The sequence below is a fragment of the Rhizobium sp. 01T444 genome, from assembly GCF_056398305.1.
On record NZ_JBFTPD010000042.1, the window covers coordinates 1 to 14,862 of the forward strand.

The following is a 14,862-nucleotide window of genomic DNA, read 5'->3' on the forward strand; positions in this document are numbered from 1 at the left end:
GATCCAGCCACAGTCCGAGCGCTTTTGAGCGCGCCTCGGAGAGACGCCTCACGTGCTCGGTATTTTCCGAGATCTCCCAGGCGACGATGCGGCGCATTAGGGGATCGTCGCGCAGCGCTTCCAGGAAAAGCAGCGACAGCCGCTCCATGAGATCGCCATAGGTCAAGAGGAACATGCCGCCGGTATCTTCGGGGATGCGGTCCTTGACCCAGTTGCCGAGATCGGCGCCGATCGCCTCGACGAGGCCGTCGAGACCACCGTAATAGCGGTAGATGAGCTGCTTATCGCAGCCGGCGCGGCGGGCGACGGCATTGATGCCGAAATTCTGGAAACCCTCTTCCGCCAGCAGGTTCTTGGCGGCTTTCAGGATAGCGCGTTCCGTAGCGCTTCTGTCGCGGATACGCTTTTCAGGCTCATTGGCACCCGTCTGTTCGAGCGCGGCCATGGCAGTTTCATTCAGCATTCGGTCAACCCCGGTCTGTCACCAATCGGTGAGTAACAGTGGAATTTTCCGTTCACAATCCTATCTTATTGAGAAGACTGTGGATATTGATGGTCCGCAGCTCTGCTGACGCTGGTGGGCGGCCCGGCGGCATTTTTTCACCCGGTACAACGCGCCCGAGAAATCTTGCCCATGCGGTTGATCGCGATGGACGAACCCGGCATAGCTGCATTATGAAAAGAGACGACAATTTCTGCTAAGGCCTTGCAATGGTGAATTATATCGAAGCCTCCTCCGCGCCGCCGAAGAATACCGGCGCCATCAGGCTTTATGGCCCTGAAGCATTCGAGGGAATGCGCAATGCGTGCCAGATGACCGCGCGCTGCCTCGATGCGCTTGCCGATATCGTCAAGCCGGGTCTCGCAACCAATGAAATCGACCGCTTCGTTTTCGAATTCGGCATGGATAACGGCGCCTATCCGGCGACCCTGAACTATCGCGGCTATACCAAGTCCACCTGCACTTCGATCAATCATGTGGTCTGCCACGGCATTCCCGATGACAAGCCGCTGCGCGAGGGCGATATCGTCAATATCGACGTGACCTTCGTCGTCGACGGTTGGCATGGGGATTCGAGCCGCATGTATCCGGTCGGCCAGGTCAAGCGCGCAGCCGAACGTCTGCTGGAAGTGACCTATGAGTCGCTGATGCGCGGCATTGCCGCCGTTCATCCCGGCGCGCGCACCGGCGCGATCGGCGAAGCGATCCAGACCTATGCCGAAGCGGAGCGCTGCTCCGTCGTGCGCGATTTCTGCGGCCATGGTGTCGGCCGTCTCTTCCACGATTCGCCGAACATCCTGCATTACGGCCGCGCCAATGAAGGGCCGGAACTGCGTGAGGGCATGATCTTCACCATCGAGCCGATGATCAATCTCGGACGCCCGCATGTGAAGGTGCTGGCGGACGGCTGGACCGCCGTGACGCGCGACCGGTCGCTATCAGCGCAGTACGAACATACGGTCGGCGTGACCGCCAATGGCTGCGAGATCTTCACGCTGTCGCCCGCCGGTCTCGACCGGCCAGGCCTGCCGCCGCTCAACGGGTAACACTCGCCATGGCGAAAGGTCCCGTTCCGCAGGTTGGCAACGACGAACTGCCTTTCGACATGGACGAGGATATCGCTATGGACGAACGGGCGTTTTTCGGACAGCCGTCAAAGGCGGCAGCTTCCGCCAAAAAAGCCGCCCTGCCCGCCAAGGAAGAGCATTATCACGGCCATCGCGAGAGGCTGCGCAATCGCTTCCGCGACCATGGCGATACGGTGCTTGCCGATTATGAAATCCTCGAACTTCTGCTTTTCCGGCTGATCCCGCGCCGCGACACCAAGCCGATTGCCAAGGCACTGATCGATCGCTTCGGGTCGCTTGCCGGCGTCTTCGGCGCACCGGCAGCGCTGCTGCAGGAGGTCAAGGGCGTCGGAGAGGCGGTGGCGCTCGATCTGAAGCTGATATCCACCATTAGCCATCGCACGTTGAAGAGCGAGCTCAAGGGCAAGCAGGTGCTTTCCTCGTGGTCGTCGGTCATCCAGTATTGTCATGCGGCCATGGCGCATGAGACGCGCGAGCAGTTCCGCATTCTTTTCCTCGACAAACGCAACGCGCTGATCGCCGACGAGGTGCAGGGGCGCGGAACCGTGGACCACACACCCGTGTATCCGCGCGAGGTGGTCAGGCGGGCGCTCGAGCTTTCGGCAACGGCGCTTATTCTCGTCCACAACCATCCCTCGGGCGACCCTACACCATCGCGCGCCGATATCGACATGACGAAGATGATCATCGATGCTGCAAAGCCGCTCGGTATTGCCATCCACGATCACATCATCATCGGCAAAGACGGACAAGCAAGCCTCAAGGGCCTGCGCTTGATATAAGACTGCGGCTAAGGCATGAAAAAGCCATCTTGGCGTTCTCCAAGCTGAATGACTGACAACAGGATGGGAATTATGGGCATTTCTCCTGGTCGCTTGTACGCGCCGCCGAGCCTTCGATCGCTGATACGACTGACACTTCTGCTGCTCGTCGTAACCGGTCTCTATCTCGGATACCTGCAGGTTTCGACCAATGTTCATGCGGTGGTCGATGGCCAGGTCTACCGCTCCGCCCAGCCTTCGCCCGCGAAGCTTGGCGAACTCGTCAAGGAGTACGGCATCAAATCCGTACTGAATCTCCGCGGCGATAGCAGCGGCGAGGCCTGGTACGACAACGAGGTCGCCGCAGCAAAGGGCCTCAATGTCCAGCATATCGATTTCCGTATGTCGGCGACGAAAGAACTCTCCATCGAGGAAGGGCGCCAGCTGATGGCGATCATGGCCGCCGCGCCCAAGCCGCTGCTCATCCACTGCAAGGCCGGCGCCGACCGTACGGGACTGGCTTCAGCCATCTACGTCGCCGGCGTTGCCAAGGAAGGAGAGATCGCGGCGGAGTCGCAGATCTCGCTGACATACGGCCATCTATCGCTTTTCTTTATCGGCGCCTACGCGATGGACCGCACATTCGAGCGGCTTGAGCCAATGTTCGGCTTTTTGAACTCCTAAACTGCGCCGGAATACAAACTGTAACATTGACCGGCTACCGATGAACGCGCGACATTTCGCGTCGCAATATGATTCCAATTCCAGTTCGGGGCTAAAGATGTTCCAGTACGATCTCGTGGTAGTCGGCAGCGGTCCGGCAGGGCGCCGCGGCGCAATCCAGGCTGCAAAACTCGGCAAGAAAGTGCTGGTCATCGAGCAGGGAAAACGTGTCGGCGGTGTGTCCGTCCATACCGGCACGATCCCTTCCAAGACGTTGCGCGAAACCGCACTCAATCTTTCCGGCTGGCGCGAGCGCGGTTTTTACGGCCGCAGCTACCGCGTCAAGCAGGAGATCAGCGCTGAAGACCTGCGCCGTCGCCTGCTGATCACGCTGGATCATGAAGTGGAAGTGCTCGAACATCAGTTCGCCCGCAACCGCGTCCAGCATATCCGCGGCAAGGCAAGCTTCGTCGATACCAATACCCTGCAGATCATCAAGGACGACGGCGACACAATGACGGTGACTGGCGCCAGCATCCTGCTCGCCGTCGGCACCAAGCCGTTTCGGCCTGACTACATGCCCTTCGACAACAAGACCGTGCTCGATAGCGACGAACTGCTCGATATCGAGGAGCTGCCACGCAGCATGGTCGTCATCGGCGCCGGCGTCATCGGCATCGAATATGCAACGATCTTTTCGGCGCTGGATACGGTCGTGACCGTCATCGATCCAAAGTCGACCATGCTCGACTTCATCGACAAGGAAATCATCGAGGATTTCACCTATCAGCTGCGCGACCGCAATATGAAGCTGCTGCTCGGCACGAAGGCCGAGAAGGTCGAGCGACTTGAGACAGGCAAGGTGCAGCTGACACTCGACAGCGGCCGGCATCTCGTGACCGACATGGTGCTTTTCGCCGCCGGGCGCATGGGCGCCACCGATACGCTCAACCTGGATGCCATCGGTCTTGAGGCGGACAGCCGCGGACGCCTGAAGGTCAATCCCGAGACGTTCCAGACGTCCGTGCCTAATATCTACGCCGCCGGCGACGTTGTCGGCTTCCCGAGCCTTGCCTCGACCTCAATGGAACAGGGCCGCATTGCTGCGCGCGTCGCAATCGGCGCCGTTGCGAAGGAACCGCAGAAATATTTCCCCTATGGCATCTATGCCGTGCCTGAAATCTCCACCTGCGGCCTGACCGAAGAGGAAATGAAGGAGCGTGGCATTCCCTATGAGTGCGGTATTGCCCGTTTCCGGGAGACATCGCGCGGCCACATCATGGGCCTCGATACAGGGCTTCTGAAGCTCATCTTCTCGTTAAAGACGCGCCGCCTGCTGGGCGTACACATCGTCGGCGAAGGTGCTACCGAGCTCGTGCATATCGGCCAGGCTGTGCTCAACCTGAAGGGTACTGTTGAATATTTCGTCGAAAATACCTTCAACTACCCGACGCTTGCAGAAGCCTATAAAATCGCCGGCCTCGATGCGTGGAACCGCATGGGCGACATAAAATCTGAACTTTGAAGAAGCGAGGGAACGCCCTCGCCTTTCCAGGCTAGAGCACGTAAGCCACTGATCCTCAATTCTTATTTTACTACTGCGCGCCTCATTGCACGCTGTTGGTGGCTGCCTGTGGTCTGCGGCAACTGCCTATATCCTATGTCAAAAGATATTGGTAAGGTCAGGTGTTCGTGCCTTGCATTGTTCTATTGCGTTTTGCCTATCGCCTTCCCAAGTATGGGGCGCGCCTTTCGACAGCCTGAAATCCGTGTCTTAGACCGGCCTGCAGTACCACCAAGTCCAGCTATGCAGACCACAACGAAAGATAGTTATTTTGCCCGATATTTCAGAGGCTGCTCGCAGACGGTTTCAGCTCGTCCTGATAAAGCCGTCGCATTATGACGACGACGGCTACGTGATCCGATGGTGGCGGGCAATGATCCCCTCCAACTCGCTGGCGGCGATCTTTGGGATTGCCGCCGAGTGTGCGGAGCGGCAGGTGCTTGGGGCCGACACCGCCATCGACATCACCGTCATCGATGAGACCAATACGCGGATCGATTTTGCGGCGCTGATCTCCCAGTTCAAACGCAATGACAACTTCGGGATGATTGCGCTTATCGGCGTCCAGTCCAACCAGTATCCTCGTGCGCTCGATATCGCCCGCCCCTTCCGCGAAGCCGGACTGCCGGTTTCGATGGGTGGTTTCCATATCTCGGGATGCCTGTCGATGCTGAGTGGCGATGCCATCGGGCTCGACGAATGCCGCAAGATGGGTGTTTCGATGTTTGCGGGCGAGGCTGAAGGACGGCTGGAGATGGTGCTGCGCGATGCAGCCGCCGGCGAGCTGAAGCCACTTTACAATTTCATGAACGACCTTCCCGGCATCGGCGGCACGCCGGTACCTTTCCTGCCGAAGGATAATATCCAGCGCACGCTTGGCCTCAGCACCAGTTTCGATGCGGGCCGCGGCTGCCCCTACCAATGCTCCTTCTGCACGATCATCAACGTGCAGGGCCGCAAATCCCGCTTCCGCTCGGCTGACGATGTCGAGAAGCTGGTGCGCATGAACTGGGCGCAGGGCATCCATAAATTCTTCATCACCGACGACAATTTCGCCCGCAACAAGGACTGGGAAGCGATCTTCGACCGGCTGATCGAGCTCAGGGAAAAAGACGGCATTCCGCTCGGCCTGATGATCCAGGTGGACACGCTCTGCCACAAGATCCCAAACTTCATCGAAAAATCGAAGCGCGCCGGCGTCACCCGCGTCTTCATTGGCCTCGAGAACGTCAATCCTGACAATCTGACCGCCGCCAAGAAGAACCAGAACAAGATCACCGAATATCGAAAGATGCTGCTGGCCTGGAAGGCACAGGGCATCATGACGCTGGCCGGTTATATCTTGGGCTTCCCGGCCGACACGCCGGAATCGATCCGTCGCGATATCAAGATCATTCAGGAAGAACTGCCGCTCGACGTCATCGAATTCTTCATTCTGACGCCCCTGCCCGGCTCCGAGGACCATCAGGTCCTCTGGAAGAAGGGCATCGAGATGGATCCTGATCTCAATATCTACGATGTCGAGCATGTCTGCACAGCGCATCCGAAGATGAGCAAGAAAGAGTGGGAAGATATCTATCAGGAGGCCTGGTCGCTCTATTACTCGCCTGAGCATATGAAGACCCTGCTGCGCCGCGGAGCGGCAACCGGCATCAAGCTCTCCAGCCTCGTCAAGGTACTGGTGTCGTTTGCGACCACCGTGCCTCTTGAAAACGTTCATCCACTGCAGAGCGGTCTGGTTCGCCTGAAGCATCCTTCGGAGCGCCGCCCCGGCCTGAAACGCGAGCATCCGCTGCTCTTCTGGCCGCGCTTTGCCTTCGATACGATCCGCAAGCACGTATCGCTCGCCGGCACGATCATCAATCTCAGTGTTTCGGCCTTCCTGATTGCCCGCGATGCCGGCGCCAAAAGCTACATGGACAAGGCTTTGACACCGGTCGCCGAGGACGACGAAGATGTTCTCGACCTCTTCACCAAGACCGCCGGGGGCACCGCTGCCGTCAGCCACATCAAGAAGGTTGCCGAACTGACCCATGCCCGCAAAGCCGTGTAGAACGCCCTGCGTCCATCTGGACGCATCAAGGACGCTCTAACTCTTTGAATCACTCTATCCGACATCCGAAAATCGATTCCGATTTTCGGATGGTGCTGCAGGCGTATTTGTTGAGGGACCAAGAGAGAACGGCCACGTGATCTCGTGGCAGCGACGTGACGTCAATCTGCCGCCCGACCCCATTCTTAAGTTAATGGCGGTCGCGTCCTGTCACAGCCTCTATATCATCCAGTTGTCAAAGCAAAGCAGGGGCCGATCAATCGTCCCGTCTCTCGTCGCTCCAGCCAACAGCATGAACCGCTCTGGAGCGTGTACGCTTGATCGAACCCGGCCTAGTGCCGGTTCTCGATCCTGTGTCGTGGCACCGCTTTGGCTTGGCTTCGCGTCTTGGCCGTGGGGCACGCCGATCTGAGCACGATCAGTCTGATTTCAGCGCGTCAACAAAAAAGCCCTGCCGCGAGCGGCAGGGCTTTTTGAATTTCAGCTTGAAAAACCGATTACTCGGCGCTGTCCTCGGAAGCCTTCTTCTTCGGAGCAGCCTTCTTCTTCGGAGCGGCTTCTTCGCCTCCGGCAGCTTCTTCAGAAGCTTCGGCCTTGGCAGCAGCCTTCTTCTTCGGAGCAGCCTTCTTGGTGTCGGCCTTTTCAGTGCCTTCGCCTTCTTCGTCGGCGAGCAGCTCTTCCTTGGTCACCTTCTTGTCGGTGACGGCGATTTCGGTCAGCAGGTGGTCGATGACCTTTTCTTCGAAGATCGGAGCGCGGATCGAAGCGGCTGCACCCGGCTGGCTGCGGAAGAACTCGAGGATCTGCTTTTCCTGGCCCGGATACTGGCGCAGCTGTTCGTAGATCGCGCGCTGCATTTCGTCTTCGCTGACTTCGACGCCGGCCTTTTCGCCGATTTCGGAGAGAACGAGACCGAGGCGGACGCGACGCTCGGCGAGCTTCTGGTACTCTTCGCGCGCCTGTTCTTCGGTGGTGTCCTCATCCTCGAAGGTCTTGCCGGACTGAGCGAGGTCGTTGCTGACCTGGCTCCAGATGCCGTTATATTCGGCTTCGACAAGCTTGGACGGGGTTTCGAACTTGTAGAGCTCGTCGAGCTGGTCGAGAATCTGCCGCTTCAGCTTCTGGCGCGTCAGCGAGCCGTACTGGGATTCGATCTGGCCGCGGACGATTTCCTTGAGGCGGTCGGCAGATTCGAGGCCGAGCTTCTTGGCGAGTTCGTCGTTGATTTCGACATCAGCCGGAGCAGCAACTTCCTTGACGGTGACGTCGAAGGTGGCTTCCTGGCCAGCGAGGTTCTTGGCCGGATAGTCGGCCGGGAAGGTCACAGTGATGGTCTTCTCATCGCCAGCCTTGAGACCGACGAGTTGCTCTTCGAAGCCTGGGATGAAACGGCCGGAGCCGAGAACCAGTTCAGCGTCCTGATCGGTGCCGCCGTCAAAGGCAACGCCGTCGACCTTGCCGAGATAGTCCATCTTGACGCGGTCGCCGTTGGCAGCCTTGCCCTTCTTTTCGGCGTAGTCACGGGCGCTTTCAGCGACCTTGAGAACCTGCTCGTTGACTTCGTCGTCGGAGATGTCGACGACTTCGCGCGTGACCTTGATGCCCGCGTTGGACTTCAGCTCGATCGGCGGGAGAACTTCATAAGAGAGGGTGAATTCGAAATCCTGCTCGGCGGCGAGGATCTTGTCTGCCTCGTCCTTGTCTTCCGTCATGTTGATTTCCGGCTGGGTAGCCGACTTTTCTCCACGGCTGGACAGGATCTGGGTCGGCTGGTCGCGCACGATCTCGTTGACGAGATCGGCCATGATGGACTTGCCGTAAACCTTCTTGAGGTGGGCGGGCGGAACCTTGCCCGGACGGAAGCCGTTGATGCGAACCTTGTCCTTTACGTCGGCAAGGCGCTCGTTCAGCTTGTTTTCCATGTCCTTGGCCGGGATAACGACCTTGATTTCGCGCTTCAGCCCTTCAGCGAGCGTTTCGATAACCTGCATGTCTTCCTACCTTCATTTCAGTGGCGGCCGTGCCCAGACGCCGTTCGTTTCGGTGAGCACGACGCCGGCCAACTGCCGCACGTGGCTTTTTCTCAATTCCTGTTCGTTCCGTTCTAAGCGGAACAGCACTCGCTTTCCGGGTATCCGGGACAACTAAGTTCCAGTCCTCCCGCCCTGCAAGGCAGCTTGGTGCGGGTAGAGAGACTTGAACTCCCACGCCTTGCGGCACCAGAACCTAAATCTGGCGTGTCTACCAATTTCACCATACCCGCGTTCGCAAAACCGCATGCATATGCCTGCGCATGAGGCCTTCCGGAGCGCGGCGTCTCTATATCATCCGATTCAGAACAGGCAAAGGAAAAATGAACGGCAAATGACAGGGATTTGCGGGCAAAAGCGCACCGTTCCCGTCAGCCACCCCGGCTCTCAATAGAGAGGCTCCTCGTAGGCCGGCTTGCCGTCCACAACGAGGCTGCGGATCTGCGCGGCACCAGAGGAGGAAACGCTGGCAGCGATCGAAACGACGCCCTCGTTCCGGGCCTCCTCCAGCGGCCTGCCTTCGCCCTCCGGCACGTAATACCGCTCTATCCCGTATTCGACGCGGATCGTTTCGCCGTTATTGGGACCATAGCTATAGAAAGGCAGGCTGCGCAGTACGACCGTATCTGCTGCTGTCGGCAATTCCTTGAATGACGATTCGGCAATGCCCCAGAAGCCATCCTGCTGGCGCTTGAGGCGCACCCACAGGGTCTGCTCGCCGGCTTCCGCCGGAATGCCGCCGGTGACTGTCGAGATCGGGACCGACGATATATCGTAATTCAGAACCACGTAGTCGCCACGCAGAAAATCGCGCGGATCAACCGGGGCCGTCTTCAGCAATACTTCGGCGCCGCTTGCCAGGATAGAAGCACGGCTCTGGATGATGTAACCGAGGATCAGCGTCTGCAAGCCAGCGACGAGGATCGCGGCAACAATATAAGAGCGGCCAGCCTGTGGTTTTGCGAAGGCAAAGCTCATGCGCGTTCCTCCCCTGCCTCAACTGTTGCTGGTCCGGCCGCGAAGCGTCTTTCGAGGCGGATGACAACCCAGGCGACGGCTGCGACCACCAGGCCCGAGAACAGGAAGAGGCTCGACGTGCCCAAGATCGTGCCGACCGTCACCGAGGCCAGATAGAGCATCTCGGCGGCGAAGGCGCCATAGGCCAGATAGCGTACGGCGCCATTGTCCCGGCCATGCAGCACGATGCCCACAACGGCGGCGGCAAGCGTTAGCAGGCCGATCACGACCATACGCCCGCCTTCGTCCATCTCGGTATGAAGCAGGAACAACCCCATGATGGCGACGAGGAAACTATAGACTGCCGGGGCGGCACCTGCGGTCCTGACGAGCGTAGAGATCGGGCGGATGGGCAAAGCTGTCAGCAGGAAAGCCACCATGCCAAGGACGGCGAAAGCGATCGCCACGGAGATCTCTTCCGTCAGCACATAAAGCCAAGCGAGCCAGCCGACCACCAGCAGATAGGCGAGATGGCGCGCCCGATCGGCACCGGTAAAGCGCACGAGCCCGATAACAACAGCCGCCATGACAAGCGGCGCATAGGGACCAGAGCCGACCCAGCGCGTATCGAAATTCTCAAGATAGACTGCAAAGGAGGCCCAGGAGAGGAAGCCAGCGACAACGGTCACCGCAGCCGAGCGGAATAGGATTGCTGAAACGGTCGCCACGGCAAACCACAGATACATGACCGTCTGCTCGTCGCCTGAGAGATGATACATCTGGCCGATGAGCGAGATGGCGCCGCCAAAGCTCAGCGTACCGACGATGAGCAGACCGCCGGCGGTAGCGAGCGCGCCGCGCATAAGAAGAAGTGCAGCGCCGATGTGAACCGCCCAGATGAGCGCCAGCATCAGGCCCACGCGGACAAGGCGCGGGATATACTCCCAGTTCGAAGCGACGAGAAGCAGCAGGGCGGCCCCGAGCAATACGGCCGCCAATCCCATCAGCACGCGGCCGAGGCTGAAACTTGCCGGGCGCGTATCGTATTCGGCCAGCAGCGTCTTCGCCGTCTCTTCCTCAAGGAGCCCCTTCTCCACCCAGAGCGAGAGATCCCGCCCCAACCTGCCGCGATACATGCCCTACCCCGCATTGATCCGCCATCTTCGGCTTCTGCATTTATAGCGCAGGATCGGCGCTCGGAAACGCCGGTATTTGAAATATGCAAATTCCTCACTGGTCTTAATTGGGTCAGCCATTAACGAAACACTAACCGCATCATTGCTAATATATAAACGCCACACAGGAGGCATGCATGAACCGCATAGCCCTCATGAATATATTGCACTGCAAAACAATCAAAAGTCATACTATTTAACTCATATCGAAGCACGGGGATGGCGCCCCGGCCCGGTTTTCCGGAAGCCTGCGGATGATATGTCCGTGACGAGATTCGCAGACGCGCACTCCTCCTCCCAGCGCCCTGCGATAGACTGGCAACACTCCTCCTCCCAGTTGCCAGTCACCATCATGACGCCCACCGGATCCTCCCCCGGTGGGCGTTTTGCTTAACAGGTGGTTAAACGATTAGCATGCCAGCTTTTCGGGCCTTCGCGCGAATCAAGGTAAAGCAAGCGTTAAGCCGCCTGGGGCAGTCGGTAGAGCGCTTCAGAGCCCGAAGCCTGTTGTTGTTCGCCGAGCCGCATCGAGAAAATGCGCCTATAGGAAAGACCATTCGCGGACGGCCCGGCAGGCCAAATATCCATCTGCGAAAACGGCAGCCTGAGAAAAAATCATTCTGCCTATTCGTTGACCAGAAAATGGCCAAAGCGTGTAAATAACGGCCCGAGCTTTGCGAATCATGCATAGGTGGCTTGAAATCTTGGCTCTGTTAGTTCTTCGCGGCGCAACATATATTCCGGTCATCAAATAGAGGTCAGCGCCGAAGACAGGCTGCTGGCAGGATCAAGCCCTAGGAAAGGGGATTAACATGAACTTCTCTCGCTCTTTCAATAACTGGCGCAAGTATCGTCAGACGGTTACTGAACTCGGTCGCATGACCAACCGCGAATTGCATGACCTCGGCATCGACCGTTCGGACATCCATCGCGTTGCTCGCGAAGCTTCCGCCCGCTAAGTACAGGTAATCGCTGCTCCTCCGAAGCAGATTGCCTTCCCAAAACGCCTGCTGCCTCCGCAGCGGGCGTTTTCTTTTTGCCTATCGGGCCAGACTGCCGCAAAAGTTGCGGAAGTGTTAATTCCTGGCCTGCTCAAAAATCGTGCTCTGCGTAATTAGCGGGCATCAGATTGCACAATTGCATAGCAGACGCCTTTTATTTGCACTGCACAATATCAGGGATCTCCACTATATAGATGTCAACCGCAGACACGGCGATCCCGCCGGTCGCGCAAGACATCCGAGGAAAAGATCATGAACCCGATCCGCATTGCAAAGAGCTGGATTAGCTACCGCCGCACGCTCAACGAACTGGGCAACCTGTCCAACCAGACCCTGTCCGATATCGGCGTCAGCCGTTACGACATCCGCAGCATCGCATCCCGCTCGTTCCGCTAATATAGCGAGCACCATTCCCCAAGACGGCGCCATCAGGCGCCGTTTCGTTTTTGGCTTTGCCTCGCCTTATCGGAACCCTGGGGCTTTCCGGCAGTTCTCCTTGACGAAAGGAGACCATCCCATGGCAAACCAACTCAATGCAGGCTTCACCGGGCGACCCGCCAACAAGCCCGAGGGCATCCGCAAGGCTGCTTCGGATACCGCCTCCGCAGTCAGGCGTGAGGTGCAGGCCGTTGCGACAGGCGCTGCCGATCACCCTCACATGGCAAGCTCTGTCGTCGTCGGTATCGGCGTCCTCGCCTTCAGCATCGGCTATCTGCTTGGGCGCCAATCCGCCGCGCCGGACCGCTTCTGGAGGTGAGATGATGACCAGGACCCTCCCCGAAAAACCAGATAAGAGCACCCGGTCGCCAAAGGGCGGAATCGATACGCTCAACGAACATGCGCCGGAAACAACTCCGGACGACGTTCCTAACCTTGCTGCGCAACGGGAAGCGGCAAGGGAACATAGTGACGCCTATATCGTCGACACCGATCTGGAGGATGCCGACCAGCGCGAGGCATCGCCCGGAACACGAGAGCAGAGCTAGTTACCTTGCGGCGCCGGAAGGCGCCGTTTCGATTCTGCTGTTGGATCGCGTTCCCCGCCGTGATATCAGCCGCCAATGACCAAGAACTCCTCATACTCCCCTATCCATGTCATCGGCGGCGGACTGGCCGGCTCTGAAGCTGCGTGGCAGATCGCCAATGCTGGCGTTCCTGTGATCCTGCATGAAATGCGCGGCGTGCGCGGCACGGATGCGCACAAGACCGATGGACTTGCCGAGCTTGTCTGCTCCAACTCCTTCCGCTCGGACGATGCCACCAGCAATGCCGTTGGCGTCATCCATGCGGAAATGCGCATGGCCGGTTCACTGATCATGGCATCGGCCGACAAACATCAGGTGCCGGCAGGTGGCGCGCTGGCAGTCGACCGCGATGGCTTCTCTGATGCCGTAACCAAGGCAATCCACGAGCATCCGCTGATCACGGTCGTGCGCGAGGAAATCTCCGGCCTGCCGCCGAAGGAATGGGATTTGGCTGTTATCGCCACCGGTCCGCTGACGGCCCCGTCGCTTGCGAGTGCCATCCAGGCGGAAACGGGTGAGGATTCTCTTGCCTTCTTCGATGCCATCGCGCCGATCGTCTATCGCGACAGCATCGACATGGATATCTGCTGGTATCAGTCGCGTTATGACAAGGTCGGTCCCGGCGGCACCGGCAAGGACTATATCAACTGCCCGATGACCGAAGAGCAGTACAATGCCTTCGTCGATGCCCTTATTGCCGGCGACACTGTTGGATTCAAGGAGTGGGAGGGCACGCCCTATTTTGACGGCTGCCTGCCGATCGAGGTCATGGCCGAGCGCGGGCGCGAGACGCTGCGCCATGGGCCTATGAAGCCGATGGGCCTCACCAATGCGCATAACCCGACCGTGAAAGCCTATGCCGTCGTGCAGCTTCGCCAGGACAATGCGCTCGGCACGCTCTACAACATGGTCGGCTTCCAGACGAAGTTGAAATATGGCGCGCAGGCCGATATCTTCCGTATGATCCCAGGGCTTGAGAGTGCCGAATTCGCCCGGCTCGGCGGCCTGCACCGCAACACCTACATCAACTCGCCCACCCTGCTCGATCCGTCGCTGACTCTGAAGTCGCGGCCGGGCCTGCGTTTTGCCGGCCAGATCACCGGTTGCGAAGGTTATGTGGAAAGCGCAAGCGTGGGTCTGCTGGCCGGCCGCTTTGCCGCCGCGGAACGCAAGGGAGAGCCAGTTTCGCCTCCTCCTGCAACAACGGCGCTCGGCTCGCTGCTCGGCCACATCACCGGCGGCCATATCGTCACCGATGAGGAGCCCGGCAAACGCTCATTCCAGCCGATGAACATCAATTTCGGTCTGTTTCCGGAGCTTCAGCCCGGCTCTATCGTCAAGCCTGAAGGGGTCAAGCGCTTCCGTGGCAAGGACAAGACGGTCATGAAGCGGCAATTGATTGCCAAACGGGCGCTTGCAGATTGCGCCGCGTGGCTGGGTCAGGACCTCAAGCTCGCCGAAAGCGCCTGAGATCGGGCATTTCCGTTTTTCTTCGGTTTACGGGAATGCCCTATGTTTTGTTTTGACTAATGGCCGTTTGCGGCGGACGAATTCGGCGCAGGCAATTCCTTATCCGGCTCGGCGATATAGTTGCCGAGCAGCCAGAGCGACACTTCCGACGCCTCCTTGGCCGAAGCAAACTCGTAAGTGCCGTTGTGATGGGGCGCATTGATAAATTCGATGCTCAGCCCCCTGCCGGTTTCAGAAGCCAAAACCCGCACAGTACCGGGCTCGATCAGATGGCAGGCGAAGTGGCGCGACATGTTGCGCATGAAGCCGGCCTTGTTGTCATGCAGACGCACGAAGACGGCCTGACCGTCAACGGTCGCCTGAAGCTGGCGGATCGCTTCATTGGGGAATGCGCGCCCAAACTCGATGATGGCAAGGCCCGTGTCATGCAGGCCATCTTCCTTGTTCTGAGCAGCCATGCGCGTAGCCACGAAGGCGAAGAAGATGACGATGGCGAAAAGAACGCACCAGACGATAATGCCCACGCGGATTCTCCGTTTAGAATGGGGTTATGCCTGACATAACGCGCGAGAC

The 14,862-nt window shown here is 58.8% G+C and carries 15 protein-coding genes and 1 tRNA gene; 10 read left to right on the forward strand and 6 right to left on the reverse strand.

What is annotated here, in order from left to right:
• Positions 1–463 (reverse strand): TetR/AcrR family transcriptional regulator (locus tag AC1DTN_RS33765; protein ID WP_477924475.1); only part of this gene is annotated, 463 nt, incomplete at its 3' end.
• Positions 464–711: 248 nt separating this feature from the next.
• Here AC1DTN_RS33765 and map point away from each other — a divergent pair.
• From map to AC1DTN_RS33790, 5 genes are all read left to right on the forward strand, one after another.
• The gene (gene map / locus AC1DTN_RS33770; RefSeq protein ID WP_113322415.1) at positions 712–1,548 is read left to right on the forward strand and encodes a type I methionyl aminopeptidase; all 837 of its coding nucleotides are present in this window, start codon (positions 712–714) and stop codon (positions 1,546–1,548) included.
• A gap of 8 nt (positions 1,549–1,556) precedes the next feature.
• On the forward strand, positions 1,557–2,372 hold the full coding sequence (radC, locus tag AC1DTN_RS33775) for a RadC family protein (protein WP_439014845.1): 816 nt from the start codon (positions 1,557–1,559) through the stop codon (positions 2,370–2,372).
• Between the two features lie 72 nt (positions 2,373–2,444).
• The gene (locus AC1DTN_RS33780) at positions 2,445–3,035 is read left to right on the forward strand and encodes a dual specificity protein phosphatase family protein (protein WP_439014844.1); all 591 of its coding nucleotides are present in this window, start codon (positions 2,445–2,447) and stop codon (positions 3,033–3,035) included.
• Between the two features lie 97 nt (positions 3,036–3,132).
• Positions 3,133–4,539: a Si-specific NAD(P)(+) transhydrogenase gene (gene sthA / locus AC1DTN_RS33785; RefSeq protein ID WP_439014843.1), complete on the forward strand. Its 1,407-nt coding sequence runs from the start codon at positions 3,133–3,135 to the stop codon at positions 4,537–4,539.
• Positions 4,540–4,849: 310 nt separating this feature from the next.
• On the forward strand, positions 4,850–6,631 hold the full coding sequence (locus AC1DTN_RS33790; protein WP_439014842.1) for a B12-binding domain-containing radical SAM protein: 1,782 nt from the start codon (positions 4,850–4,852) through the stop codon (positions 6,629–6,631).
• A 497-nt stretch (positions 6,632–7,128) separates the two neighbouring features.
• Here AC1DTN_RS33790 and tig read toward each other — a convergent pair whose 3' ends face one another.
• The 4 genes from tig to AC1DTN_RS33810 all read right to left on the reverse strand — a co-directional run bounded on the left by tig (position 7,129) and on the right by AC1DTN_RS33810 (position 10,754).
• Positions 7,129–8,622 (reverse strand): trigger factor, encoded by a 1,494-nt coding sequence (tig, locus tag AC1DTN_RS33795; RefSeq protein ID WP_007813556.1) that lies wholly within the window; start codon positions 8,620–8,622, stop codon positions 7,129–7,131.
• Between the two features lie 187 nt (positions 8,623–8,809).
• A tRNA-Leu gene (locus tag AC1DTN_RS33800) sits at positions 8,810–8,894 on the reverse strand.
• Between the two features lie 154 nt (positions 8,895–9,048).
• A complete protein-coding gene (locus tag AC1DTN_RS33805; protein ID WP_439014841.1) occupies positions 9,049–9,639 on the reverse strand; it encodes a GDYXXLXY domain-containing protein in 591 nt (196 codons plus the stop codon).
• On the reverse strand, positions 9,636–10,754 hold the full coding sequence (locus AC1DTN_RS33810; RefSeq protein WP_477924478.1) for a DUF2157 domain-containing protein: 1,119 nt from the start codon (positions 10,752–10,754) through the stop codon (positions 9,636–9,638). The genes AC1DTN_RS33805 and AC1DTN_RS33810 overlap by 4 nt, the downstream gene beginning before the upstream one ends.
• Positions 10,755–11,605: 851 nt before the next feature.
• On the opposite strand from AC1DTN_RS33810, the gene AC1DTN_RS33815 reads away from it, so the two are divergent.
• From AC1DTN_RS33815 to trmFO, 5 genes are all read left to right on the forward strand, one after another.
• Positions 11,606–11,752, forward strand: a complete 147-nt coding sequence (locus tag AC1DTN_RS33815; RefSeq protein ID WP_003558908.1) for a DUF1127 domain-containing protein — start codon at positions 11,606–11,608, stop codon at positions 11,750–11,752.
• 294 nt (positions 11,753–12,046) lie between these two features.
• Entirely contained in the window at positions 12,047–12,190 is a 144-nt protein-coding gene (locus AC1DTN_RS33820; protein ID WP_007813564.1) for a DUF1127 domain-containing protein, read from the forward strand.
• 121 nt (positions 12,191–12,311) lie between these two features.
• A complete protein-coding gene (locus tag AC1DTN_RS33825) occupies positions 12,312–12,551 on the forward strand; it encodes a hypothetical protein (RefSeq protein WP_007813566.1) in 240 nt (79 codons plus the stop codon).
• The gene (locus tag AC1DTN_RS33830; protein WP_442206359.1) at positions 12,442–12,780 is read left to right on the forward strand and encodes a hypothetical protein; all 339 of its coding nucleotides are present in this window, start codon (positions 12,442–12,444) and stop codon (positions 12,778–12,780) included. Before AC1DTN_RS33825 ends, AC1DTN_RS33830 begins: the two co-directional genes overlap by 110 nt.
• Positions 12,781–12,855: 75 nt before the next feature.
• Entirely contained in the window at positions 12,856–14,289 is a 1,434-nt protein-coding gene (trmFO, locus tag AC1DTN_RS33835) for a methylenetetrahydrofolate--tRNA-(uracil(54)-C(5))-methyltransferase (FADH(2)-oxidizing) TrmFO (RefSeq protein ID WP_007813571.1), read from the forward strand.
• Between the two features lie 56 nt (positions 14,290–14,345).
• Here the strand turns inward: trmFO and AC1DTN_RS33840 are convergent, their stop codons facing one another.
• Entirely contained in the window at positions 14,346–14,813 is a 468-nt protein-coding gene (locus tag AC1DTN_RS33840; RefSeq protein ID WP_007813572.1) for a hypothetical protein, read from the reverse strand.
• Positions 14,814–14,862: the final 49 nt, after the last annotated feature.

Coding starts and splice junctions, on each gene's coding strand:
- AC1DTN_RS33820 (WP_007813564.1), top strand. CDS start 12,047: ATGAACCCGATCCGCATTGCAAAGAGCTGGATTAGCTACCGCCGCACG.
- AC1DTN_RS33810 (WP_477924478.1), bottom strand. CDS start 10,754: ATGTATCGCGGCAGGTTGGGGCGGGATCTCTCGCTCTGGGTGGAGAAG.
- tig (WP_007813556.1), bottom strand. CDS start 8,622: ATGCAGGTTATCGAAACGCTCGCTGAAGGGCTGAAGCGCGAAATCAAG.
- radC (WP_439014845.1), top strand. CDS start 1,557: ATGGCGAAAGGTCCCGTTCCGCAGGTTGGCAACGACGAACTGCCTTTC.
- sthA (WP_439014843.1), top strand. CDS start 3,133: ATGTTCCAGTACGATCTCGTGGTAGTCGGCAGCGGTCCGGCAGGGCGC.
- AC1DTN_RS33805 (WP_439014841.1), bottom strand. CDS start 9,639: ATGAGCTTTGCCTTCGCAAAACCACAGGCTGGCCGCTCTTATATTGTT.
- AC1DTN_RS33825 (WP_007813566.1), top strand. CDS start 12,312: ATGGCAAACCAACTCAATGCAGGCTTCACCGGGCGACCCGCCAACAAG.
- trmFO (WP_007813571.1), top strand. CDS start 12,856: ATGACCAAGAACTCCTCATACTCCCCTATCCATGTCATCGGCGGCGGA.
- map (WP_113322415.1), top strand. CDS start 712: ATGGTGAATTATATCGAAGCCTCCTCCGCGCCGCCGAAGAATACCGGC.
- AC1DTN_RS33815 (WP_003558908.1), top strand. CDS start 11,606: ATGAACTTCTCTCGCTCTTTCAATAACTGGCGCAAGTATCGTCAGACG.
- AC1DTN_RS33780 (WP_439014844.1), top strand. CDS start 2,445: ATGGGCATTTCTCCTGGTCGCTTGTACGCGCCGCCGAGCCTTCGATCG.